Source organism: Terasakiella sediminum, assembly GCF_033100395.1.
GTDB lineage: Bacteria > Pseudomonadota > Alphaproteobacteria > Rhodospirillales > Terasakiellaceae > Terasakiella.
In genome coordinates, this window is the sequence record NZ_JAWLVJ010000005.1 from 180,911 (window position 1) to 205,156 (window position 24,246).

Below are 24,246 nucleotides of genomic sequence, written 5' to 3' on the forward strand. Positions count from 1 at the left end.
AGACCCTCCTTAACGCATTTGAGTCAAGGAGCCCATCATCTCATCAGATGTTGAAATCACCTTGGAGTTCATTTCGTAGGCACGCTGTGCAGAAATCAGGTTTGTTACCTCAGATACGGCATTGACGTTTGATGTTTCCAGGAAGCCTTGCAGGATGCTGCCGTAACCAGTCGTGGCGGGTGCAGCCGTTGCGGGCTGACCAGAAGCGGCTGTTTCAAGGTAGTAGTTAGACCCTTGTGCGCTTAGACCAGCCGGGTTCGGGAAAGAAGCCAATTGAATTTGGCCAACGTTTTGCAGAGCCACCTGACCGTCGATTTTGGCGAGAATTTCGCCACTGGAGTTTACAGTAACGTCAACCGCGTTGGCCGGGATTGTCAGGCCTGGCTGAACCAGATAACCATCATGTGTGACCAGTTCGCCGTTTCCGTTCAGTTGGAATGTGCCATCACGGGTATAAGCTGTTTCACCGCTTGGCAGGGTGATTTGGAAGAAGCCGTTACCCTGGATAGCAAGGTCGAATGTATTGTCCGTGGCGCTCAGGTTACCTTGTTCGTGGATACGGTAAACGGCAGCCAGCTTAACACCAAGACCTAGCTGTACACCTGTCGGGACAACCGAGCCATCCTGACCGGATGTGGAGCCTACGCGACGCAGGTTTTGATACAGCAGATCGTGGAATTCAGTACGACGACGCTGGAAAGCAGTGGTGTTCATGTTTGCCAGGTTGTTTGAAATGACTTCAACATTCTGTTGTTGAGCCAGCATCCCTGTAGCACCGATACTTAATGATCTCATTGTTTTAACTCCTAACTTCTTCGCTCTGTGTTAGCCGTTTATCGGCGCTTGTTACTGTTGACGGATGAGGGTGGTTGCCTTGCGGATCCGCTCATCTTCTTTTTCGATTAATTTCTTTGCCCGGTCATATGAACGGTGAACCTCGATCATTCGTGTCATTTCGATGATGGGTTCAACATTGGACATTTCCAGTTTGCCCTGATGAACGTCTGGATTTTCAACCTGTGTGCCAGGCACTTTGGAACTTAATAGTGTGTTGGATACTTTTTCCAGTTCCTGCGGATTGGGAAACTCTACAATGCTCAATTTCCCAATTGGGCCGGCGTTTGTGTGGATTTCGCCATTACGGCTGATTTCAATGCGGGTATCAGATGGGTCTGTTTCAATCTTTTCACCATCTTCGGTCAAAACCGGGTGACCATCTGTATTTACAACAATGCCTTGGTTGTTCAGTTGGAAGTGGCCGTTACGGGTGTAGCGGTTGCCAGCAGGTGTATCGACAACGAAATAGCCTTCACCGTGGATGGCAACGTCCAGCGGATTGCCTGTTTCATCGAAATTACCTTCGGACAGGTCGCGGTACTGGGCGATATCACGTACGAACATCATACGGTCCCCCATGATGCGATCGCCGCCATCACTTTTTACAAGATAGTCATCAAACATGACGCTTTCGCGCTTATAAGCTTGCGTGTTCATGTTGGCGATGTTGTTTGCCACAGAAGTCATTTCACGACGCAGCGATGTCTGGCGGGACAATGCGATGAGTAATGTATTTTCCATTTGGCTAAGCCTCTTAACTAATTCGCTCTAAGTGGTGCAGGCATTTCGCTGCGTTTGTCTTGGAATATGCACGAGGTATGCCAGTTTTAAAAAATATTTAAATTCAACATGTTAATCACGTTTTTTCCGAGTGAGTGCGAATTTCTCCTCCTTTTTTACCCGGTCAAAATCTACCACGGCGGCAAGAAATGCCTGTTTCGGGTGATCGTGGGTGTTTTTGACCCGGATGCGGCATAATTTGCCTGCCTGTGTTATACTGATGTGCCGTATTTGCAGGGATTTTCTGACAGGCTGACAAGAAAAGAAAAAAAACTCTTTAAATCAGTTGTTAACCACTTGCTTAGTATGGTGTAAATAAGGATAGCCGTATAAGATGCGGTTTAACTGGTTTGTGTTTTAATATATGTGAGCAAAAGACATGGCTGATGACGATCTCGACGACGACATGGATGACGACGACGAGTTTGACGATGAAGAGGAAGGCGGCTCCGGCGGTGGTGGCAAGAAGAAGATTCTGCTGCTGGCAATCCCGCTGGTCTTAATTCTTGGGGGCGCAGCTGGTGCCTATTTCACAGGTTTGCTTGACCCGCTTTTGGGCGTTGAAGAAACGGCTGAAGGTGAAGGGGGCGAAGATGGTGCACCTGCGGTTGGTCCGGATGGGGAACCGTTGCAGGTTGCCTTTTTTGATCTGCCGGAAATTCTCGTGAACCTTAATACAACAGGGCGCAAATCCAGCTTCCTGAAAATCCGCGTCAGTCTTGAACTTGCCAACTCTCTGGACACACCGCAGGTCGAAACTGTGCAGGACCGGGTGGTGGATGCCTTCCAGGTCTATTTGCGTGAACTGCGGGTTGAAGACCTGAAAGGGTCGGCGGGTATGTATCGTCTGCGTGAAGAATTGCTTGCACGGGTGAATACGGCCGTTGGCTCGGTCAAAGTCAATGATGTGCTTTTTAAGGAGATGTTGGTACAATAATTGTATGTGCTTTCATCCAGGACGAATAATGGAACGACGTGAAGGACAGGGTTTATGACTGTCGCCGATGAAGAAGGTGAAGATCTCGCTGCGGAATGGGAAGCTGCCCTTGGTGATGATGACGATGGCGGTGAAGATGACGATCTCGCAGCAGAATGGGAGTCCATGGTCGGGGACGACGATGGCGGTGCCGGTGCCGATTTACTTGGCGCGGTCGGTGGTCGTGAATCCACGCGTGTTCTAAACCAGGACGAGATTGACAGCCTTCTCGGTTTTGATGAAGATCATGACGAAGATGGTGGGCAAAGCGGTATCCAGGCGATCCTGAACTCCGCCCTTGTTTCCTATGAGCGTCTGCCTATGCTCGAGGTTGTCTTTGACCGCCTCGTTCGTATGATGTCCACCTCCATGCGTAACTTCACATCGGACAACGTGGAAGTTTCGCTGGATAACATTGTATCCATCCGTTTCGGTGACTATCTTAACTCTATCCCGCTGCCTGCAATGCTGGGCGTATTTAAGGCGGAAGAGTGGGATAACTACGGTCTTCTGACCATCGACAGTTCCATGATTTATTCGATCGTTGACGTTCTGTTGGGTGGTCGCCGTGGTACGGCTGCCATGCGGATTGAGGGACGTCCCTATACCACCATTGAACGGAACCTGGTTGAACGGATGGTTCATGTGGTGTTGAACGATTTGTCTGCTGCCTTTGATCCCCTGTCGCCTGTCACTTTCCGGTTTGACCGACTGGAAACCAACCCGCGCTTTGCGACGATTTCGCGCCCGAGTAACGCCGCGATTGTTGCCAAGCTTCGGATTGATATGGAAGACCGTGGTGGTCGTGTGGAAATGCTGTTGCCCTATGCGACACTGGAACCTGTTCGTGAACTTCTCTTGCAGATGTTCATGGGTGAGAAGTTTGGTCGTGACAGTATTTGGGAAACTCACCTGGCGCGTGAACTTTGGCAGACCGATGTAGATCTGGAAGCTGTGCTGGACGAACAATATATGGAACTGACTGATATTATTAATCTGAAAATCGGTTCACAGATTATGTTTAATGCGACACCGGATTCCGATATTGAAATTCGTTGTGGCGGTGTTTCCATGTATACTGGTAAGATGGGCCGTAAGGGCCAGAATATCGCCGTCCGCATTGACGACGAAATAACCAAGCAGAAAGGATAAGGACGTTGCCGTTTGCTTTGATCTTGGACATGCTGATTGCGATCCTTTTGATCGCCACCATTGCCTATGCGGTAATGCTTAATCGTCGCTTGTCAGAGCTGCGAAAGGATCAGTCTGAACTGGAGCAGCTTGCCCAAAGCTTTAACGACGCGACCATCCGTGCGGAAGAAAGCATTCACAAGCTCACTGGATCTGCTGATGAGATGAAACGCGATGTGCAGGATACGCTCAAAAAGGCTGAAAATCTGCGCGATGATCTTAACTTCCTAATCGACCGGGCGGGGACGTCCGCCGACAAGCTCGAAGAACAAGTGCGCAATAATCGTCCGGAACCTCCTGCATATGCTGGTAAAAAAGTAAAAGATACCGTTGCCTCGCCAGAGCCAAAAGCTCAGCCAAAGGTGCAACAGCCGCAGGCTGCCCCTGTTCAGAAAGAAACAGCACAGCCCGTTGAAGATGATTTCAAGCCAAAGACAGACGCAGAACGCGAACTGCTCAAGGCGCTTGAGTCTGTACGCTAAGTCGACAGGAGAAGAACCATGATGGCCACCTTAACAAGATTACGTGTTTTGCCCGTAACCATCTTTGTTGCGTTCTTTTTACTGACGTTTAAAATTGGCTCCATCTGGACAGGGGTCGGCGACTGGATGGACGGTGTGTCCGTAACCCAGGCCGAAGCGGAACAGGCAGAAGGCGCGCTGCGTCCGAAATCTGCAAAAGAAATTCTGGAAAAACGTCATCCTTCACCGCCCAAGGTGTTTGAACTGGCACAGGCCAATACGGATGAATTAAGTGAAGAAGAAAAAGCCGCCATTGCGGAAGAAGAAGCTGCGATTGAAGCAGAAGAAGCGGCTGAAGCTGCTGACGAAAGCTTCTCTGATGATCCGACATTCTATACGCAAGCTGAAGTGGATCTGCTGCAAAAACTGGCAGAACGTCGTGAAGAGATTGAGGCCCAGGCCCGTGAACTGGATGTGCGCGAGAATCTTTTAAAGGCAGCCGAAGCGCGGATTGATAAAAAAGTACAATCGCTGAAAGCCCTGCAACGCACCATTGAAGACAGCATGGTCAAATATGATGAAGAACAGGAAGCCAAGCTTGTCAGTCTGGTTAAAATTTATGAAAATATGAAGCCGAAGGATGCGGGACGAATCTTTGAAGAACTTGAGATGAACGTCCTTTTGGAAGTGGCTGAAAAAATGAATAAACGTCGCCTTGCACCGATTTTGGCAAAAATGGCACCGAAAAAAGCACGTGACGTGACTGAAGAATTGTTCCGTTTACGCAGTTTGCCCAAGCCGGGAGAACTCGCAGTTGGACAATAAGTACGAAAAGTAAGCGTGATTCAAAAAAAAATGCACTAAGGCGTTGGTTTCTCTTTTAAAAGGCTTGCGTCCTGCGCTATGCTCAAGTACTAAATTTATATAGGCCTTTTTGAAGTTGCCACTTTTTAAAGGTCTCGCCGATTAAAAAATATTTCTTCTGGGAGTGGAGTTCTAAATGGCTGTCGATCCTAATATGCCCATCCTGATCGTGGATGACTATAAAACAATGTTGCGTATCATCCGCAACCTTCTTCGCCAGTTGGGTTTCACCAACATCGATGAAGCAACAGATGGTAGCCAGGCTTTGCAAAAGCTTCGCCAAGCAAACTTCGATCTGATCATTTCAGACTGGAACATGGAGCCAATGACTGGTCTTCAGTTGCTGCGTGAAGTACGTGCGGATGCCAAGCTGAAACACATTCCGTTCATTATGGTGACTGCGGAAAGTAAATCTGAAAACGTTATTGCGGCGAAAGAAGCCGGTGTATCCAACTACATCGTGAAGCCGTTTAACGCAGAAACGCTTAAAGGCAAGATGGTCAGTGTAATCGGTGACTTCTAAGTTTTCCGACATCTAACGTTTTTTGAACTCGGGGAGCTTTCATGTCAGCGAATACCAAGGTTGATCCGGACTTGACGGCGCGATTGGATGAATTGCGCGATACTTATGGCGATACTGTCAAAGTAGAAGATGTTGTGGATGTGGTGGATAGCCTCATGTCTACAATGAAGGGGGATGTCACCTCGGCTGATATGGAGCTCTATACCGAGCTTGAATCACTTGCCACCTATATTCATTCTGCCAAGGCAGAGATCGCGCAGTTACGTCCTGATGATGTGAAAGATAAATATCTCACATCCGCCAGTGACGAACTGGATGCGATTGTTGAAGCCACAGCGGATGCGACAAACAGCATCATGGATGCAACCGAACTGGTTGAGAATGTGATGGGTGAGGTGGAGCAGGAAGTCAGCGACAAGCTGATGGAGGCCACCACCAAAATTTATGAAGCCTGTACCTTTCAGGACATTACCGGACAGCGCATTACCAAGGTTGTAACAGCCTTGCAGCATATCGAAGAAAAAATCGATGCGCTGGTGGATGCGTTTGGTTCTGAGATTGAAAAGTTCAAGGCAGAGAATCCTGAGCCTGAAGACGACGGTCCAAAAGAAATCACAGATGAAGATTTGCTTGAAGGCCCACAACTGGACGGTCAGGGCAAAAGTCAGGAAGATATTGACGCACTGTTAGCCAGTTTCGATTAACAACAGTTAAAAAGCGATGGACCGGATTCAGGTAGACTTTGGCGGGGGGGATAGACCCGCGAGTGACCCCAGTCGCACGATTACGCTTTTTTTGTCGCTTTATCTTCTCATCCTTGCTTTCTTTATTTTGCTCGTCAGCATTTCTTCCACCGAAGAAGTGAAATCCAAAGCGTTGATGGAAAGTTTGTCATCGACCTTTTCCTCTGTCTTGCCTCCGCGTATGGACCTGCGTGATTTCAACGCAACCACAGGGGAGTTTCTGGCGGCTGATGAATTCCAAAGACAGGTCACGGGATTATTTTCCACCGTCATCGGTGTGGTGAAGGTGGAGGCCATTCAACCCGGCCGCCTGATGCGCGTGGAACTAGACGCTAATGGTTTGTTTGAATTGGAAAAGGCGGTGGTGCGCGAAGGTCAGGCTGGCTTTGTTGACCGCCTTGTTGCTGCCCTTAGTGCTAATCCCCCAGGTCTTCGTTTTGAAATGGAATTTGTTGTTTCCACCCCCTGGTCAGAAGATATGACCCTGCCGGATAAACAAGACCTGGCGATTGAACGCGCAGGTGCTTTTGCCCGGGAACTGTTAACGCGGGGTGCCCCACCGGGCACAGTGTCCATCGGTTTAAAAGGTGGCGACAACACGACGGTGGAAATCTGGTTCCATATCCGGGGGCTGGAAGAAAACCGTATCCGATTTGAAGAATCTCCTTTGATCAAGGTCGAAAAGCCAAAGTCTGTGGCTCCAGTTCAGGCTACCCCTGCACCCGTGACCCTAAGCCCGAATGTACCATCCTCTTCAGCCGTCAGCGTGCCGCTTCCAAGTTTGGAACCGACCGCGCCTGTTGAGCCTGCACCGTTGGTTCAGCCCACACCTGCACCTGCGGATAATGCACCACTTTCCTTACAGCCACCGCGTCTTCTTCAGCAAGGAGGCGGCAATGATTAATTCTGGTCGTCAGGTTGGCATGACCCGTTTTGCAATGGGGAAGAATGAAGGGAAAAAGGGTGCCTGGATGGTGACCTTTACCGATCTGGTCTCCCTGATGCTGACCTTTTTTGTCATGCTGTTTTCCATGGCGACGGTGCAGATTGACAAATGGGATGCCATCACGGATTCACTGTCCACAACCCTGAACCCGAAAAAGACGGAAACGGTGGCAACCGCGACGGCGGATTACAATATTTCCACCGTTTTCAGACAGCGTGCCATTAATCTGGAATATCTCCAGGCCGTTCTGGCGGAAAAAGTCGATAAAGATGAAGTGCTGGGACGTTCCATGATCCAGTTACTGGATGATCGATTGCTGATTTCACTGCCGGGTGATTTGCTTTTTACCCGTGGTAGCAAGAACTTGAGTACGCGTGCCAACGATACCATGTTAAAAATTGGCGATGTTTTACGACATGTTAGTAATCAGATTGTTATAACTGGACATACGGATCCTGAACCGGCATCGGGTCAGGATTATGCGTCGAACTGGGAATTATCACTTTTTAGGGCCATTGCGGTGGGAAATGCGTTAAGAAAGTCTGGCTTCACACAAGAATTCTTGGCATATGGTTATGGAGATAGCGGTTATGCGCAATTACCTGCTATTCCAGAAGAAAAAAAGAATGCATTGGCGCGCCGGGTCGATATTATGGTTCTGCAAACCGGGGTGTTAAAATGATGAGGGGAGATAAGCGGTCCGCATGATGATGCGCGCAATCATAGGCTTGATGATCTTTATGATCGGCATGTTTGCTGTTGAAGCGGCATGGGCCGAACGTATTGCCGTGCGCGCAGGTGGTCACCCCGGCTATGGCAGGATTGTATTTAAATGGTCTATCCCCGTGCGTTATACCGCTGAAATTCAAAACGGTGTTCTCAATATCACGTTGGGTGAACCTGCTGAAACCTCTTACAACGAAGTTCGTAACAACCTTAAAAAATATGTTCGTGGTGTGCGCCCCAGTAATGGCGGACGCAATATCGCGATTGACCTGACCGATGGCGACTATGGGGTTCGTAGTTTCTATAGCGGCAGTTATCTTGTGGTGGATATCGTTGGGGAGCCTGCGCCAAAAGCGGCTGTGGCCCCCGCGCCAGCCCCTGCTCCTGCTCCTGCACCCACGCCCGCGCCTGTTCCCGCTCCGGCTCCCGCACCGGTTCAGCAGGCGGCCCCAGCGCCAGCTCCTGCCCCTGTGGCGTCAGCCCCGGTTCAACAGGTTGCTGCCGTTCAGGCACAAGCAGCCGTTATTCCGCAAAACGGCCCGACCATTCGTGTGCGCAAAGGGGAGAAGGGAACTTATACCCGGATCGTTTTTGACTGGACGAAGAAGATCAATTATTCCATTGGCGATTATGAGCAAAAGACCATCGTCAATTTTGCCGAACCTGCCAAATATAACTTTGCTGCTGCCCAGCGCAATCTGAGCGGTCAGGTCCGTGGCCTGCGCCAAAATGGCAATGCGGTGGAATTGACGGTAACACCCGGTTCACGCATCAAGCATTTTTATGTGGGCACCAAGATCGTGGTGGATGTCTATCGTGATCGATTGGCACAAAAACCAGCTGCTCCGGCTGCGGCACCTGCGCCAACACAGGTTGCGCAAGCGCCCGCACCCGCACCGACGCCAGCACCTGCGCCTGCTCCGGTTGTTGCACAGTCTGCACCTGCACCTGCCGCAAATGAACCACCTAAACCCAAAGCGGCCCCTGTTGCACAGGTATCACAACCTGAAGCCCTGCCGCAGCCCCAAGTCGCAGAAACACCTGCGCAGACCGGACCCAATGCCGCCGGGCTTGCGGGTGCATTCTCTCTGCGCTTTGAGTTTGGGGAACCTGTTGCGGCTGCGGCCTTTAGACGCAGTGGGGCGGTCTGGCTGGTCTTTGACAAACAGACTAATCAGGATGTTCAGGCCCTGGCCCAAAGTGCGGGCGGCGGCATTACCGGGATTGAACAGTTAAATATTCCACGTGCGACGGTTTTGCGTATTGAAACGGCGGAAGGGTTTAACCCGCGCCCGAAACGCGAAGGTCTCGCCTGGATTTTTGAATTTGGCAAGTTGCCACTTGTGGCCTCTCAGGAAATTAGTATCGAAGCCCAGCCGTTCTCCCCCGCAGGTGCGCGTCTGTTCCTGCCAGTTCAGGAAGCGGGCTTGGCGGTACCGTTTCAGGACCCGATTGTGGGTGACAACGTAGTGGTTGTTCCTGTGATCCCGCTGGGGCATGGGGTGAATACACCGCGCAGCTATCCACAGTTTGATGTATTGGCAAGTTCGCAAGGCACAGCCTATGTACCGAAAGCAGATGACTTGCGTATCCGTACCCTGAAGACCGGGATTGAAATGACAGCATCCAGTAGTCTGAAACTGTCTGATACGGGCAAAAAGGCGGTGGCTTCTGCCAAGATCGGGGGCTTGCGTGGCATTTCGCGTATGTTCGATTTCGACAAATGGAAAGTCGGCGAACTGGATGAATATCGCAAGAACCGACAGGATATGGAAAAAGCGGTGGCGGGATTGCGCGGTCCACGTCGTGAAATCGCCCGTTTGAACTTGGCACGTTTCTATGTCTCTCACGCGATGGGACCAGAAGCCCTTGGTGTCTTGAATGTGATGGCAAAGGCTGACCCGGAAAAACGCCAGGATGCGGAATTTATGGCGTTGCGTGGGGTGGCAAACTTCACCATGGGCCGTTTGAAAGAAGCTGAAGAAGATTTCGATAATAACGAAGTCGATGCAAAGGATGAAGGTGAATTTTGGAAAGCCGCCCTGCAGGCTGCAAATGGTAATCTGACAGAAGTCGCCCCGGACTTGAAACGTCTGGCGGGTGTCATTCGTCCTTATCCGCCACGCTTGAAATTTCCGCTGGGTATATTGTTGACAGAATCAGCCCTTTCCATTGGCGATGTGCGTCAGGCCGAAGATTATTTGGAAGTTCTGGAAGCCGAAGGATTGGGCAATCGCCAAGCCGATGCGGTGAAATATCTGCGCGGCCGCACGAAAGAGATCAGCGGTGACCCGGATGGTGCGGTTGTTGTTTATGAAGAAGTGGAAAACGGCAATCACCGTCCATCGCGCGCGAAAGCGTCGCTCGCTAAAGCAGAACTGCTTTTGAAGCATGAGCGTATCAGCGATAAAGAAATGATCGAAGCGCTTGAAAAACTGCGCTTTGCCTGGCGGGGCGATGACTTTGAATTCAACCTGCTGCGTCGCCTGGGTGATATGTATGTGAAGGTCGGAAATTATCGCGACGGTTTGCGCACACTTCGACAAGCTGCGACCTATTTCCGTAAACATCCAGAATCAGAAGCCGTTACCCAGGAAATGATTCGCATCTTCGAGGAACTTTACCTCGCAGGCAAGGCAGATGACTTGCCGCCTGTTACAGCCATTGCGCTTTATGATGAATTCCGTGAACTGACACCTGCGGGCGAAAAAGGTGATGAGATGATCCGGAAATTGGCGGATCGTCTGGCAGCGGTTGACCTGCTGCGCGAAGCTGCAGAACTGCTGGAAAACCAGGTTCAGTTCCGCCTGAGCGGACAGAAGAAGGCACAGGTGGGGACGCGACTGGCTGTGGTCTATCTGGCTGCGGGTAAGCCGAAGCGTGCCATTCGCGCGTTGAAGAAATCGGCACAACCCAACATGACCGAAGAACATATTATCATCCGCCGTCATCTGGAAGCTCGCGCCATGATTGATATGGGTCAGACGACCCAGGCACTGACCATGCTGGATAATCTGGAAGACGAAACGGTAGCCGCTGATATGCTGCGCAGTGAGGTTTACTGGAATGCCAGTGACTGGCGCAATGCCAGTGCGGTCTTGAAACGTCTGGCGTCTGCCAAGGGGGCACGTCGCAACAAGCCGCTGAACGAGGAACAGGCCCGTCTGATTCTGAACCTGGCGGTGGCTTATACACTGGGCAGTAACGAACGCGGCGTGGGCCGGGTACGTACCGATTATGGTGGGGCGATGGAACAGACGTCCTTGCGTGATGCCTTCCGTCTGATTGCGTCACGGGAAAATGCCGGGATGCTTGACCCGCGCACCATTAATCAGTTGATCAAGCCTGCTGAGAATTTCACCACCTTTATGACTGAATATCAGGAACGTCTGAAGGCGGGTGAATTGAGTGCGATTAACTAGGTGTTGAGCCAAGCTAGAGCGTAAGTTGACATCCAAAACCTGACTGAGCCGACAAAAAAATGTCATAAATTTGAAAATTTAACTTGAGTTTCACCTGAAACTACGGCATTTCATGTCGCCTTGTCCGCAAGGGAAGTGTTTTTGCGGATCATCTGTCTACTGGTTTGGAAAGGGGTGAGTATGCCCAAGACTGCTGCTCTTGCCGAACTGGGGATGGACTCGGATGTTCAGCCGAGCGAAACCCAGGTCCGCGAAAAAGAAATGCCCAAGAACGGTTATACCGTGATTGAGAACAATAAAGATTACTTCATCGAACGTAATGGTGTTCGTTATGCAGGTACCCATCTGCTGATTGATTTATGGGGTGCCAGCAAGCTGGACGACATTGATCTCATCGAACGTACCTTGCGTATGGGTGCTGATGCCGCAGGGGCAACGATCTTGCATTGTCATCTGCACCATTTTGAACCAAACGGCGGGGTGTCCGGCGTGCTGGTTCTGGCGGAATCTCACATCAGCATTCACACATGGCCTGAAGCTTCCTATGCAGCTTTGGATGTGTTTATGTGTGGCGATTGTGACCCCCATAAAGCAGTTCCTTTCCTGCAGGAAGCGTTTGGTCCGGATCGCATTGATGTGGACGAACAACTGCGTGGCAAAGACGTATGACCCGCTGGGTAGGTGAAACGCTGTATGATAGCTATCAACAGCGCTTCAGAGCGGACAATATCCTCTTTGAAGAAAAGACCGAACATCAGGACCTGATCATTTTTGAAAATGATTATTTTGGCCGCGTGATGGCCCTTGATGGTGTGATCCAGACAACGGACCGTGACGAATTTATCTATCATGAAATGATTTCCCACGTGCCGATCCTGGCCCATGGCGCTGCCAGGAAAGTGCTGATCATCGGTGGCGGTGACGGTGGTGTGCTGCGCGAAGTGCTGCGCCATGAAGATGTTGACTGCACCATGGTGGAAATTGATGCTTCTGTTGTGGAAATGTCGAAAAAATATTTCCCCGATCACAGCGCGGGCGCATTTGAAAATCCACGCTGCAATCTGGTGATTGCCGATGGTCTGAAGTTTGTGAAAGAAACAACTGATCGCTTTGACGTGATCATTGTGGATTCCACCGACCCGATCGGTCCGGGGGAAGTTCTCTTTACCTCTGACTTCTATCGTGACTGTCAGGCGTGTCTGACGGAAAAAGGTATTCTGGTGACGCAGAATGGTGTGCCATTTTTCCAGGCAGACGAAGTGACAACTACTCAAGATCGCATGTCCCCGCACTTTAAAGATATGTCTTTTTATGTGGTGGCGGTGCCGACTTATATCGGTGGTTTCATGACACTGGCTTGGGCGTCAAACGATCCGGCCATGCGTGTACAGTCTGTGGATGTGATCGAAGAACGTTTCAACAAAGCGGGCTTTGATACAAATTATTACACACCGGGTGTGCATGTCGGGGCATTTTCATTGCCGCGCTATATCCAGAAACTGCTGAAATAATGAGAGCGTATCGTGCCAAGTTGAATTCATTTCATGCCCTATAAAGTTCTTTCAGGTTAGGAAACTTGCACAGAGCGATGCGGGGCATCGGTCAAGCATTTTGACGCGGCATGAAAGAACTTTATAGGGCACCGAAGGCGACCAATATAAGAGATGTGGAGGGCGGCACCTTCCATTTGCGGTGAGAAACACCGCTGCATGCAAGGTTTCTACCCACAGCTCTTGTATTGGTCGTGAAAGTGAATGCACCTTGGCGCGACACGCTCTGTTTTCAGCCGCGCACAATTTTTATGATTTGTAAGGGGAATGTCTCAAGGTCGATGGGCTTTGGAATATATCCTCTTGCGCCTGCGACGATGGCTTTCTGTTCCCATCCTTCGCCTTCATTTCCGCTGATGACGATATAGCTGGTCTCGCTTAATTGTGGGGCTTTGCGTAGTTCTTCGATCAGGCTTAAGCCGTCCATACCAATCATGGAGATATCGGTGATGACCAGATCAGGCTGTTCATCGGTGATATCCAGAATGGCACTTGTTGCTGCGTGATAAACCGATACCTGGTGGCCTGCTTTTTCCAAAACGAGGGACAGGGTTTTAATCAGGGCTTTATCATCATCAACAAGGGCGATTTTCATGGCATCGTCACTCCAATATCCCTTGCCCAAAGCTTTTCACAAGCGATCCGACAAGCATGTACCAGCCATCGACCAGGACGAAGAAGATGATCTTGAAGGGCAGGGCGATAATGATCGGTGGCAACATCATCATACCCATGGACATAAGCACGGACGCCACGATCATATCAATGACCAGAAACGGGATAAACAACAGGAAGCCGATCTCAAACGCCTTTCTGATCTCTGAAATCATAAAAGCCGGGATCAGGGCTTTGAGCGGCACTTCTTCCGGGTTTGCCTTGGCCTGTTCCTGTGCGATACCCAAAAACAGGTCAAGGTCTTTGTCGCGCACATGCTGCATCATGAAGTTATGAAACGGCTGCACGGTTTTTTCGAAGGCTGCAACTTCTTCCAGGTCGCCGTTCATATAGGGTTGCAAACCCTGATCATAGGCCTGTTCGAACGTTGGCATCATGATGAAGAAGGTCAGGAAAAGTGCCAGCGATACAATTACCTGGTTGGGGGGGGCTTGCTGTGTCCCCATCGCGGTCCGCAAGAAGCTGAAGACAATCACCAGACGGGTGAAAGAGGTCACCATCACCAGAATGGAGGGGGCCAGTGACAGAACCGTTGTGAGCGCGATCAACTGAATGATGCGCGATGTGGTACTCTCTGGCCCACCTACATTGGGGTCGCCAAAGTCCATGGTGAAGCTTTGGGCCAGAACCTCTGAATTACAGACGGCCAAGACCAGGAAAGCAAGACCAGAGATCAGGCCGCCTGACAGCGACAGTTTTAAAATCTGTGTTTTGGTCATGATGATTTATCCTCTGTCGCAGAAGAGGTGTTGTCATCAATTTTTTCCAGATGATCACTAAAGCTGAAATCGTTATCTGAAATATTCTGTTCCACAACCAAGTCCGTTGTCCCGCCTAAAACCAGAAGATGTTCTTTATCATCCCGCTTAATCAAAACCAAACGGCGTTTATTGTCAATTGGCATGATTTCAGAAATGCTCAGGCGGCGTTTGGTGGTACGCGCCACATTGCGATACCCCATGCCATAACGTTTTGCCAGCATGGCCAATATGCCGATTAGCGCAACGACAAACGCCAAAGCAAAAACAAATCTGAGATAGTCGGTGATTTCCATTGTTGGTCCTAATCTTCGTCGTCGCTGACTTCCTGGGCAAACAGGGGATTAACGCCTTGTTCCTGTGTTGCCTGAAAATGTTCGGAGATCGCATCATGCTGCATATTCAAATCGTTTTCCAGCCGTTCGATGGAATTAAACAGATTTTCCAACTTGGGCAATACGGCTTTGGCATCTGCAGGCGGGGCCTGTTCCAATTCTGCACAGAGCGTTGCCATTTTTTCTTGTAGTTGGGAAATATCCACGATGGTGCTTTGATGGATCAGCCGCTGCGCAGTTTGAACGAAGTCGTTAATCTTGGCAATTTCCTGTTCAAAATGTTCTGTGGTGGGAGAGGTTGCCATATCAGTTTTCCTCTTCCTCAGATGCGATGGTGTCCGGGTTGGGCTTTAAGGGGGTATCAACTCCGGGCATTTCTTCTCCATTGGCGCGATAGACGTAAGTCAGAATTTCAGCGACGGTGGCAAAAGCCTCTACCGGGATTTCTTCACCTACATCCAGCAGGCTGAGGATTTGGGCAAGGTCGGCGTCTTCACGAACACGCACACCCTGATCAAAGGCGATTTGCAAAATCTGTTCAGCAACCGCGCCGTGACCAGAGGCGATGATTTCTGGTGCTTTATTTTCTACCCCTTCATAAGACAGGGCGACCGCGATTTGCTCGGGGTCGTTTGGTGGGCGCATATTGTTTTTGCCGTCACTCAAAATCAATGTCCTTTGGGGTTACATAGTGTTTTACCATAGCCTAAATCAGAAGCTTTTAAAAAAGCTTAAGCGCTTGATATAAATAAAACACTTACACAAAGCTTTACCATTTGTTAAGATAATGGTTACATAGTAATTACGTACCAATGGGCAAAGTATCACTATGTACTGAATTTTGTTCTTGGGAGGTCGAGGGCATAAGTCAGTTTTAGGAGTTCGAAATGGACTTAGGAAAAATGTCGCTGTTCGCTACGCTCAAAAAGCGGATGGACTACATTAACAACAGGCAGGAAGTGTTGGCAGAAAACATAGCTAACGCGGATACGCCGAAATATCAGGCCCGTGACTTAAAGCCGTTCAATTTCAAAGAGTTGATGCGGGCGCAAGCGATGCATGTGAAGCCAACCGGGACGGATCCCAAACATATCGGGACCAGTCCTGCACGTATGCGTGAATATGCTGGTATGGATGCCAAGCCCTATGAATCCACCATTGATGGAAACCAGGTCGTTCTGGAAGAACAGATGACCAAAATGAGTGAATCTCAGGTGGACCACACGCTAACAACTGAAGTATACAAGAAAAATCTGGCGTTATTTCGGATTGCGTTGGGAAAACGGTAATGCGATTCGCTGGATTTTGGGCGGTGAGGGCCGTAAATTGAGGTTGGACAATGGATGATTTATTTAAAAGTATGCGGATTTCGACTGCCGGTATGAAAGTACAGGGCGCGCGTCTGCGTGTGATTTCTGAAAACGTCGCCAACGCGGACTCTTTGCCGACCAAACCGGGGGAATTGCCCTATCGCCGTAAGAAAATTCTGTTCAAGAACGAACTGGATCGCGAACTGAACTTTAATACGGTCAAGGTTCACAAGGTCAAGGAAGATAGTCCGGAAAACTTTAAACGCACGTTTGACCCGGCCCACCCGGCTGCGGATGAAAACGGCTATGTGCTGCGTCCCAACGTCAATTCGTTGATTGAGATGATGGACATGCGCGAAGCGCAACGTTCATACGAAGCCAACGTCAATACGGTAAAAGCCAGTAAAAAGATGTTAGAACAAACGATTGGGATTTTGCGCTAAGCGAAAAGGGAATGAATTATGGCTGATAATATGATGGCATCGGCTGCGGCCGCTTACGCAAGGTCTGCTGCAGAAATGAATAAACTCCCGACGCTGGAAAGTGCAAAGGGACCCGAAGAAAGCGACTTTTCCGATCTGCTCAAGCAAGCCGTACAGGAAGCGGCTGATATTGGCTATAAGAGTGAGCGCATGTCTTTGGCCGCTGCTGCGGGCACGGCTGATGTTAATGAAGTGATCACGGCTGTGGCCGAAGCTGAAGTGACCCTGCAAGCGGTTGTCACTGTGCGTGATAAAGTGATCCAGGCCTACCAAGACATCATCAAGATGCCGATTTAGGCAGGCGCTGATATGAATGATGTAGGGGTAATTGAAATTGGGCGTGAAGCCTTCTGGGTGATCTTAAAAATTGGTGGACCGATCCTGATGGCGGGCTTGGTCGTTGGCCTGTTGATTGCCCTCTTTCAGGCATTGACCTCTATTCAGGAAATGACACTGGTGTTTGTACCCAAGATCATTGTGATTTTTCTCGCGCTGGTTTTGAGTTTGCCTTTCATGATTAACAACATGCTCGATTTCGGTGAGTCGATATTCGATAAAATTATTGCCCTGAATTAGCGGGGCTTGCATGTTAAGCGAAGTCATCACTTTTAACTTATTTCATTTCGGCATTATTCTGGCGCGCTTGAGTGGCGCGCTTATTGTTATGCCCGGTTTCAGTGCGACTTTTGTCTCAATGCGCGCGCGTATGCTGTTGGCTTTGATGATGTCTTTGGTCCTTGTTCCTGCGGTTTCTCACGGTTTCCCTCCCTTTCCCATTCATCCGCTTGAGCTATTGATGATTTTGGGTGGTGAAATTCTTATCGGTTTCTTTTTCGGTATGCTCATGGCGGTCATGCTGAGTGCGATGAATATTCTGGGGATGATCATTGCGTTTGTTGCTGCGTTGTCTAACGCTTTCTCATTTGACGCGGTATCACAGGCTCAGGGATCGATTATCTCGACCTTTTTTGTAAATCTTGCACTGGTGACGATTTTCGTGACTGATCTGCATCATTTAATGTTGACGGCGGTGATTGACAGTTACACGCTTTTTTCACCTGGGAAATTGCCACCGATTGGAGACTTTGCAGAGTTTTTTAGCAAGACTGTGGCAGGTTCATTCAAAATCGGGGTGCAATTGGCGGCACCGTTTTTCCTGTTGTCCTTTGGGTTTCAGTTGGCGATGGGTCTTATCAGTCGTCTAAACCCACAGTTCCAAATTTACTTTGTTGCCATGCCCGCTCAGATCATGATTGCGCTGATGATGCTAATGTTTACCATTTCGGGTATTGTCATGGTATTCTTGCAGTATTACCAACAGAACTTAATTCGGTTTCTGGAACCATAAGGGGCAGGTATGGCTGAAGAAGACGACGCGTCAAAAACAGAAGAACCGACCGACAAGAAACTTGAAAAAGCGAAAGATGACGGACAGGTTTCTCAATCACAGGAAATTAAAAGCTGGGCGAGTTTTTTCTCCGCTGCGGTTTTTGTTGTGTTTTTAGGTCCTGCATTTGCCGAAAGCATCCTGGAACCTATTGTTTTTTACATTGCGGATGGATATCAGATTTCAGTTGATCGCCATAACCTGAGTGTCCTGTTTGAGCGTTTGCTGGCTGATATGGGATTAAGAGTTTTACCCTTACTATTTGCTTTTATGATCACAGCGGTAATCGCAGGCGTCTTTCAAACTGGATTAATTTGGGCGCCCAAAAAGATCCAGCCGAAGTTGCAGAATATTTCTCTGCAAAAGGGGGTGAAAAAGATTGTTTCAACCCGTTCTGTTATGGAGCTGCTCAAAACGATTTTCAAAATGACGCTCGTAGGTGGGGTGGCCTTTGGCGTGATTATACCGATCTTCTACGATATAGAAGTTATTCCCAGCTACGATGTCTTCCATACGTTGGAATTGATGTATGATATTGCTGTCATTATGTTGGTTGGTGTCACAGCTCTTATGACCTTGATTGCGGCAATTGACTATGCGTATCAAAAATATACGTTCATGAAACAGATGCGCATGACCAAACAAGAAGTGAAGGATGAACACAAGCAATCTGAAGGTGATCCTCAAATCAAGGCGAAGATCAGGCAATTGCGGATGGAACGTGCCCGCCAACGTATGATGGCAGCGGTACCTACGGCAGACGTTGTTGTGACCAACCCGACACACTACGCCTGTGCTCTGGAATATAAGCAGGAAATGATGTCAGCTCCCAAGCTGGTGGCAAAAGGTATGGATGAACTTGCCATGCGTATCAGGAATTTGGCTGAAGACAATGAAGTACCAATCGTAGAAAACCCGCCATTGGCCCGTGCGCTTTATGCGTCGGTTGAAATTGATCAGGAAGTGCCGGCGGAACATTACGCTGCGGTGGCTGAGGTTATTGGTTATGTGATGCGCTTGAAGGGGCAATTGAATTAATGATGCCGCTGACTGCTTCCATGCGCGCCAAACGGCGGATCAAAAGACTTGTGCGCCAACCCCTTACATGGGGGGTATTGGCTTGGGCGACGTTATTGGCAGCAGCTGGAAACCATTTTCTCATTGGGTATAATCCGCTCTGGACCTATGGTTTTTTGCTGATTGCCATGGGGGCTTTGACGTTATTGGGCTGGGCGGTTGGTTCATCTGGCAATGCGGGCGCTTTTGGTGATTTGTTACGCCAGGCAATTGATGTTTTACCTGAAGCTAGGTTGATCACGGCACGTGATGGTTCCACCGTTTATGCCAATCCAGGTTTTCGCAGACTTTTACCAACGCCACCGGGCAAGGCGGAAATTCTGGGCTTGATTGATCTTCTGGATGGTGACTATGCGATCTCGGAATTTGAACGGATGCGTGCCAATGCCGCAGCAGGCATTGGGGATCATGCAGAATTGCCTGTCCGGTTGATGGATGGTACGCGCGAATGGCGGCGTATTTCAGTTGCACCCTTGGGGAAGCCTGCCGGGTTTTCTATGTGGTTGGCGCGGGATGTCAGTGCACGTCGGGAAATGGAGGAAGCACAACGAAAAGAGTTTCGCCAGACCTTTGATTTTGTCGATAACCTGCCTGTTGGCTTTTTCAGCTCTGATCAGAACGGACGGTTTCGTTTTGTAAACCAGACCTTTGGCGACTGGCTGGGGGTTTCGCCTGAAATGGCACGTGCCACGGGGCTGGGTCTGTCCGATTTCGTGCTGGAAATGAATGATGGGGCGGAAGGCGTTATGAGTTTGAAAGGCGCAGACGGCATGCGCTTTGATGTTTATGTTAAACAGACCGAGCTTTACGACGCCCAGGGCCGTTTTGTCCATAATCGCTGTATCGTTTTGCGAGACGGAATTGAACAGGGTGATATCACGCCACGTCGGGTGCAGAGCCCGTCCAATCGCGCGACCTTGGGATATGATCCGCGGGTGCGCTGGCTGTTTAACGAAGCCCCCATCGGGATTGCGGTGCTCGATCTGGATTTGAATGTCAGTGACTGCAACCGGGCCTTTTTAAAAATGCTGGGCCGTCATCAGGAAGCCATTGTGGGCCGTGCCTTGTTCGATCAGATCAAGGCAGAAAATCATGAAGATGCCTCACGTCAATTGGGCAAGGTCGCCATGGGCGCCATTGCCGCTGTGCGGTTTGATGTGCAGATGGCTACAGCACGGGGGCGTGTCTTGACTGTCTCTGTTTTTGCCGGACATATGGAAGATGAAACAGGCCAGATCAGCGGTTTGGTGTTGCACTTTATTGATGCGACCGAACAACGTGATCTTGAACTGCAATTTACGCAGGCCCAGAAGATGCAGGCCATTGGTCAGCTGGCAGGCGGGGTTGCGCATGATTTTAACAACGTGCTGACCGCGCTTACAGGTTTTTGCGAAATTCTGCTGGAACGTCACCCCAAGGGTGATCCTGATCACCAGGAACTTCAGCAGATTTATCAAAGTGGCAACCGGGCAACCGATCTTGTGCGCCAGCTTCTGGCCTTTTCGCGCAAACAGACCTTGCGGCCTAAAATTGTTGATATTTCGGCCGTTATTTCCGATCTGTCGTCCATGCTCAACCGATCTTTGGGGGAAACTGTTCATCTGCGTATTGAACATGGCCGGGACTTGAAGCAAATCCGCGTGGATACCGGACAGCTGGAACAGGTGGTCGTAAACCTGGCTGTGAACGCAGGTCATGCCATGAATGGCGAAGGTGAAGTCATCATTCGCACGTCCAACGCTGATGTGGCTGAACCGATTGAGCAGGCCCATGACACCATGCCACCGGGGCGTTATGTATCCATCGAAGTCTCCGATACGGGCTGTGGTATCCCGCCTGAAAACCTGACCAAGATTTTTGAACCGTTTTTCACCACCAAGGATGTGGACAAGGGCACCGGGCTTGGCTTGTCCACCGTTTACGGGATTGTGCGCCAGACCGATGGCTATATCTTTGTGGATAGCGTGCTGAAAAAAGGCACGACATTCTCCATCTATTTCCCGGCGGTAGAAGATGAAGCTGCGCCTGTAAAAGTCGATAAGAAGCAACCCGACCTGTTTGATCACGCTGACCTTACCGGGACCGCAACCATTTTGTTAGTGGAAGATGAAGACCCGGTCCGTCTGTTTGGCGCGCGTGCGCTCAGTGCCAAGGGCTATAACGTGCTGGAAGCTTCCAGCGGTGACCTGGCCTGGGAGATCGTGCAGAAACAGGGTAAAAAGATCGACCTGATCATCACCGACGTCGTCATGCCCGGCATGAAAGGCCCGGATATGGTAGAGCTGGTACGCGGTCAATTCCCCGATATCAAGGTGATCTTTATGTCCGGTTACGCCGAAGACGTGATCCCTGAAGGTATTGAAAACGACCCTACTATCCACTTCCTCCCGAAACCTTTCAAGCTGAAGGACCTCGCCTTTAAGGTGAAGGATGTGCTGGGCGAAATCTAAAAGTGTTTTGATCGCTTTTGTTTAAAGAAAAAGTCATGTATATAGAAACGTGTCTAAAATAATAAAACACGATCTTTATCTGTGTCTTTTTGGGTTTAGTCGTGTGCTCATACGATCTTGTTGTAAGGTATCAATGGTGCTGTCATGACTGATAAAATTGTCCCCTATAAACACTTGTTAGTCCCCCCGCTTAAGCGTGCAGCTTATTCAGACCGCACGGCTTGGCTGATGGCGCAGATGTCGGCGCTGGCCTACATTCGATTTGAAAAAGCAACTACTGTTGATGCAGCTCTTTCGGATGTACTTACTTTGGTGACTGGTGAAAAAGAGGCGGAAAAACAAGTTGATAAGAAAGAAATCCATAAAGATTTTAATACGACGCAGCTTCTGAATATTTTGCAAAAACTGTCCGATAAAGATGGGCGCAGTGATAATTATGCAAAGTTGGAAACAGGCCTGAAAGAACTGAAGTTTAAACTGATTGATGTTTTTTCGGTTCATATTCCTTTGATTGCAGATACGCAGGCTTTTATTGCCAAAATCGAACAGGATGGTCGTGAACCGTTTGTGGTTTTGTCTTTCCGTGGGACGGAACCCAAGAAAATTACTGATATTAAATCTGATCTGGATGCGATGCCAAAGGTTCTGGGACGTTTGGGTGGACCAGGGCGCAATAAGTTTATTCCCCATGGTCAAAAGTTGAAGGGGGAAGAGGAAAATTGGCCGGAAGTTAAGGTTCATCCAGGTTTTTGGAAAGCCTTCAATGTCGTGGAAAAACAGCTGCTTGATTGTCTGAAAGAATATAAGCTGGAAGAATTTCCGCTTTATATTACGGGACACAGTTTAGGCGGTGCGCTGGCAGTTGTAGCGACGCATTCGCTGCCGAGTGAAAATATTGCAGCCTGTTACACATTTGGTGGGCCACGGGTTGGGAATATGCAATTTGGTCAGATGATCCGCCCCCCGGTTTATCGCTTTATCAATGCAGCTGATATTGTCCCGCGTCTGCCGCCCGGGGTTGGAGTAGATGTAGCGACGACATTTTTGAGGGCGATTCCTTTTATTCCTTACATGGACAAACTGGCTGTACTTCTCGAAAAATTCCGCGGGTATCGCCATTACGGTGATTTACGTTATCTCAGCGCAGCAGAATCAGTTGGAACTGAAGAGGAGCCTGAATTTAGGAACTTACTGGTGCTGGCCAATCCACCTCAGATTTCAAGGTGGTATTGGATTTGGACCCGTCTGATGGCAACCGGTGGTGCTGCTGCTGCCAGTGATCACTCCATTGCGCATTATGTCGATAAACTAGCGTTTTGGGGACATGTGCGTTCAGACAAATCCTGAGAATGATGAGAGAAAGGAGGGGGATTTATGAGGGGCGATAGATATGAAGTTTGATATAAATGATGGTTGGACCCTATATGACGCTATGGACAGTAGATGCGCAATTGTTCCTGAGGCCATTAGGACAAAAAAAGCGAAAATCGTAGTTAAAGAGGTTCACTGTGATTTTTGTACAAGTCCGGATGAACATTCATTGGTTGTTTCTCTGCCCGCAATTAATAAGATTACGGTGGATCAATGTGAAGAATGTAAAGGTGCACGTTTTTTGTATTCGGCTATTGTTATTTTTAAGAAGCCGAAATCAATATTTCAATATGCCTATAAACCGCTTGAAAATCCAATATATGTCCCCCCAATACATACGCCACGTAGTGATCTAAAACCATTGAACCGACAGAAGCACAGACAGGCAAATTTGTCAGATATGAAGTATGGGGCATATGTATCCCAAGAGGAATGGGAAAGACGATTAAGGATTAAAGAAAAAAAAGAAAAGCTTCTGCTTTTGGAAGAGAAGTATTTTCCTGTCCTTGAAAAAATTTTGCCGATACTTGAACGCATCACACGCAAGGAAGATTGTTGGTATTCTAAGATTGAACTTGGCATTGGAACTGTCAGTAGTGATGTATCCAGTATGTTATGGGAAACCGAGAAAGGCCTAACAAGTGGCAATAATACCGAAGATGATCATTCTCTATTGGAACACATTAAACAAAAACTTACACAAATTAGAAATGAGTTCGCAAAAATTGAGAATATGATCTAGGGACAGCTATTTTATTTACAACGAGTAATTTCCGGTATTATGTAGCAAACACACCTAAATGGATTTATGAGGCGAACATTTAGCAATTTTCCTGATACAACCGTTACTAAACGCACTTGTTTAACGAGTTTAATGTTTTCTTTTGCAATAATAGCTTAGCTGTTGTTGATTTTGAATGCTTCCCTGGTATACAACTACCAAAGTGTATTTTTAGTATTATGATAAGCAATCAAAGCAACTCTTATCAGTTGCATGTTGACAAAATGACTGATGCTTAAATTTGTTGAAGAAGGGGTAGTTATGCCAGTAGTTTCAGTGTCAATTCCAGAAGACAAGCTTGAACAAGTTTTTGCAGTTGCTTTTGCGCCAGTAGTGGCGTTGTCTGAATTGATCAAAAATGCTTCTGACTCTTGCCATATTAAAAAAGACACGATTAAGGTCTTCATTGAAGAAGACGAGCAAAGAATTCGTATAGTTGATAACGGATACGGATTTAGCGCCAATGATATTTCACAGCTTGGCGTAGTAACCACATCATCAAAAATGTCTTCTAGGTCCTGTTGACAAAGTGGATTTACAAATTGCGTAGAATGTGATTCAAGACTTCTTTTTATGAGGAGAAGTCTATGCGTAATTTGAT

Annotated in this window: 28 protein-coding genes; 21 read left to right on the top strand and 7 right to left on the bottom strand. The window is 48.8% G+C overall.

The annotated features are described in order from the left end of the window. Positions 1–9: 9 nt before the first annotated feature. The gene (gene flgG, locus RYZ26_RS05650) at positions 10–795 is read right to left on the bottom strand and encodes a flagellar basal-body rod protein FlgG (protein ID WP_317682191.1); all 786 of its coding nucleotides are present in this window, start codon (positions 793–795) and stop codon (positions 10–12) included. A gap of 51 nt (positions 796–846) precedes the next feature. After that, the gene (flgF, locus tag RYZ26_RS05655) at positions 847–1,578 is read right to left on the bottom strand and encodes a flagellar basal-body rod protein FlgF (protein WP_317682192.1); all 732 of its coding nucleotides are present in this window, start codon (positions 1,576–1,578) and stop codon (positions 847–849) included. A gap of 418 nt (positions 1,579–1,996) precedes the next feature. Between flgF and RYZ26_RS05660 the strand changes: the two genes are divergently transcribed. The 11 genes from RYZ26_RS05660 to speE all read left to right on the top strand — a co-directional run bounded on the left by RYZ26_RS05660 (position 1,997) and on the right by speE (position 12,980). Continuing rightward, a complete protein-coding gene (locus RYZ26_RS05660) occupies positions 1,997–2,554 on the top strand; it encodes a flagellar basal body-associated FliL family protein (RefSeq protein ID WP_317682193.1) in 558 nt (185 codons plus the stop codon). A 54-nt stretch (positions 2,555–2,608) separates the two neighbouring features. Further along, positions 2,609–3,745, top strand: a complete 1,137-nt coding sequence (fliM, locus tag RYZ26_RS05665; RefSeq protein WP_317682194.1) for a flagellar motor switch protein FliM — start codon at positions 2,609–2,611, stop codon at positions 3,743–3,745. A gap of 5 nt (positions 3,746–3,750) precedes the next feature. Further along, complete coding sequence (locus RYZ26_RS05670; RefSeq protein ID WP_317682195.1) at positions 3,751–4,266, top strand: DUF6468 domain-containing protein; 516 nt, start codon at positions 3,751–3,753, stop codon at positions 4,264–4,266. A gap of 18 nt (positions 4,267–4,284) precedes the next feature. Further along, positions 4,285–5,070 (top strand): MotE family protein, encoded by a 786-nt coding sequence (locus RYZ26_RS05675; protein WP_317682196.1) that lies wholly within the window; start codon positions 4,285–4,287, stop codon positions 5,068–5,070. A 175-nt stretch (positions 5,071–5,245) separates the two neighbouring features. Further along, on the top strand, positions 5,246–5,632 hold the full coding sequence (locus RYZ26_RS05680) for a chemotaxis response regulator CheY (protein WP_028879207.1): 387 nt from the start codon (positions 5,246–5,248) through the stop codon (positions 5,630–5,632). Positions 5,633–5,673: 41 nt separating this feature from the next. Next, positions 5,674–6,336, top strand: coding sequence for a protein phosphatase CheZ (locus RYZ26_RS05685; RefSeq protein ID WP_317682197.1), 663 nt, complete (start codon positions 5,674–5,676; stop codon positions 6,334–6,336). A 16-nt stretch (positions 6,337–6,352) separates the two neighbouring features. Beyond that, complete coding sequence (locus RYZ26_RS05690; protein ID WP_317682198.1) at positions 6,353–7,279, top strand: flagellar motor protein MotB; 927 nt, start codon at positions 6,353–6,355, stop codon at positions 7,277–7,279. Beyond that, positions 7,272–8,003 carry an OmpA/MotB family protein gene (locus RYZ26_RS05695; RefSeq protein WP_317682199.1) on the top strand — a complete coding sequence of 244 codons (732 nt, stop codon included), beginning with the start codon at positions 7,272–7,274 and terminating at the stop codon, positions 8,001–8,003. Before RYZ26_RS05690 ends, RYZ26_RS05695 begins: the two co-directional genes overlap by 8 nt. A 22-nt stretch (positions 8,004–8,025) precedes the next feature. Continuing rightward, on the top strand, positions 8,026–11,469 hold the full coding sequence (locus RYZ26_RS05700; protein ID WP_317682200.1) for a tetratricopeptide repeat protein: 3,444 nt from the start codon (positions 8,026–8,028) through the stop codon (positions 11,467–11,469). 180 nt (positions 11,470–11,649) lie between these two features. Then, positions 11,650–12,138 (top strand): adenosylmethionine decarboxylase, encoded by a 489-nt coding sequence (gene speD / locus RYZ26_RS05705; RefSeq protein ID WP_317682201.1) that lies wholly within the window; start codon positions 11,650–11,652, stop codon positions 12,136–12,138. Further along, positions 12,135–12,980 carry a polyamine aminopropyltransferase gene (gene speE, locus RYZ26_RS05710; RefSeq protein ID WP_317682202.1) on the top strand — a complete coding sequence of 282 codons (846 nt, stop codon included), beginning with the start codon at positions 12,135–12,137 and terminating at the stop codon, positions 12,978–12,980. Before speD ends, speE begins: the two co-directional genes overlap by 4 nt. 271 nt (positions 12,981–13,251) lie before the next feature. Here the strand turns inward: speE and RYZ26_RS05715 are convergent, their stop codons facing one another. The 5 genes from RYZ26_RS05715 to RYZ26_RS05735 are packed head-to-tail and all read right to left on the bottom strand — an operon-like array spanning position 13,252 to position 15,453. Then, complete coding sequence (locus RYZ26_RS05715; protein ID WP_317682203.1) at positions 13,252–13,614, bottom strand: response regulator; 363 nt, start codon at positions 13,612–13,614, stop codon at positions 13,252–13,254. 7 nt (positions 13,615–13,621) lie between these two features. Beyond that, positions 13,622–14,413, bottom strand: coding sequence for a flagellar type III secretion system pore protein FliP (gene fliP, locus RYZ26_RS05720; RefSeq protein ID WP_317682204.1), 792 nt, complete (start codon positions 14,411–14,413; stop codon positions 13,622–13,624). Next, entirely contained in the window at positions 14,410–14,748 is a 339-nt protein-coding gene (locus RYZ26_RS05725; protein WP_317682205.1) for a FliO/MopB family protein, read from the bottom strand. The genes fliP and RYZ26_RS05725 overlap by 4 nt, the downstream gene beginning before the upstream one ends. Positions 14,749–14,756: 8 nt before the next feature. Next, complete coding sequence (locus RYZ26_RS05730) at positions 14,757–15,092, bottom strand: hypothetical protein (RefSeq protein ID WP_317682206.1); 336 nt, start codon at positions 15,090–15,092, stop codon at positions 14,757–14,759. A 1-nt stretch (position 15,093) separates the two neighbouring features. Continuing rightward, positions 15,094–15,453, bottom strand: coding sequence for an EscU/YscU/HrcU family type III secretion system export apparatus switch protein (locus RYZ26_RS05735; RefSeq protein WP_317682207.1), 360 nt, complete (start codon positions 15,451–15,453; stop codon positions 15,094–15,096). Between the two features lie 221 nt (positions 15,454–15,674). Here RYZ26_RS05735 and flgB point away from each other — a divergent pair, with 221 nt between their 5' ends. The 10 genes from flgB (at position 15,675) to RYZ26_RS05785 (ending at position 24,170) form a co-directional block, all read left to right on the top strand. After that, a complete protein-coding gene (gene flgB / locus RYZ26_RS05740; RefSeq protein WP_317682208.1) occupies positions 15,675–16,076 on the top strand; it encodes a flagellar basal body rod protein FlgB in 402 nt (133 codons plus the stop codon). Positions 16,077–16,126: 50 nt separating this feature from the next. Continuing rightward, positions 16,127–16,540, top strand: coding sequence for a flagellar basal body rod protein FlgC (gene flgC / locus RYZ26_RS05745; RefSeq protein WP_317682209.1), 414 nt, complete (start codon positions 16,127–16,129; stop codon positions 16,538–16,540). 18 nt (positions 16,541–16,558) lie between these two features. Next, the gene (gene fliE / locus RYZ26_RS05750; RefSeq protein WP_317682210.1) at positions 16,559–16,876 is read left to right on the top strand and encodes a flagellar hook-basal body complex protein FliE; all 318 of its coding nucleotides are present in this window, start codon (positions 16,559–16,561) and stop codon (positions 16,874–16,876) included. 12 nt (positions 16,877–16,888) lie between these two features. Beyond that, on the top strand, positions 16,889–17,155 hold the full coding sequence (fliQ, locus tag RYZ26_RS05755) for a flagellar biosynthesis protein FliQ (RefSeq protein ID WP_317682211.1): 267 nt from the start codon (positions 16,889–16,891) through the stop codon (positions 17,153–17,155). Positions 17,156–17,165: 10 nt separating this feature from the next. Beyond that, on the top strand, positions 17,166–17,927 hold the full coding sequence (locus tag RYZ26_RS05760) for a flagellar biosynthetic protein FliR (protein ID WP_317682212.1): 762 nt from the start codon (positions 17,166–17,168) through the stop codon (positions 17,925–17,927). A 9-nt stretch (positions 17,928–17,936) separates the two neighbouring features. Then, positions 17,937–19,004 (top strand): flagellar biosynthesis protein FlhB, encoded by a 1,068-nt coding sequence (flhB, locus tag RYZ26_RS05765; protein ID WP_317682213.1) that lies wholly within the window; start codon positions 17,937–17,939, stop codon positions 19,002–19,004. Then, positions 19,004–21,493 (top strand): hybrid sensor histidine kinase/response regulator, encoded by a 2,490-nt coding sequence (locus RYZ26_RS05770; protein ID WP_317682214.1) that lies wholly within the window; start codon positions 19,004–19,006, stop codon positions 21,491–21,493. Before flhB ends, RYZ26_RS05770 begins: the two co-directional genes overlap by 1 nt. Positions 21,494–21,637: 144 nt before the next feature. Next, positions 21,638–22,840 carry a lipase family protein gene (locus RYZ26_RS05775; RefSeq protein WP_317682215.1) on the top strand — a complete coding sequence of 401 codons (1,203 nt, stop codon included), beginning with the start codon at positions 21,638–21,640 and terminating at the stop codon, positions 22,838–22,840. 43 nt (positions 22,841–22,883) lie between these two features. Continuing rightward, positions 22,884–23,606 carry a hypothetical protein gene (locus tag RYZ26_RS05780; protein ID WP_317682216.1) on the top strand — a complete coding sequence of 241 codons (723 nt, stop codon included), beginning with the start codon at positions 22,884–22,886 and terminating at the stop codon, positions 23,604–23,606. Between the two features lie 270 nt (positions 23,607–23,876). After that, the gene (locus RYZ26_RS05785; RefSeq protein WP_317682217.1) at positions 23,877–24,170 is read left to right on the top strand and encodes an ATP-binding protein; all 294 of its coding nucleotides are present in this window, start codon (positions 23,877–23,879) and stop codon (positions 24,168–24,170) included. Positions 24,171–24,246: the final 76 nt, after the last annotated feature.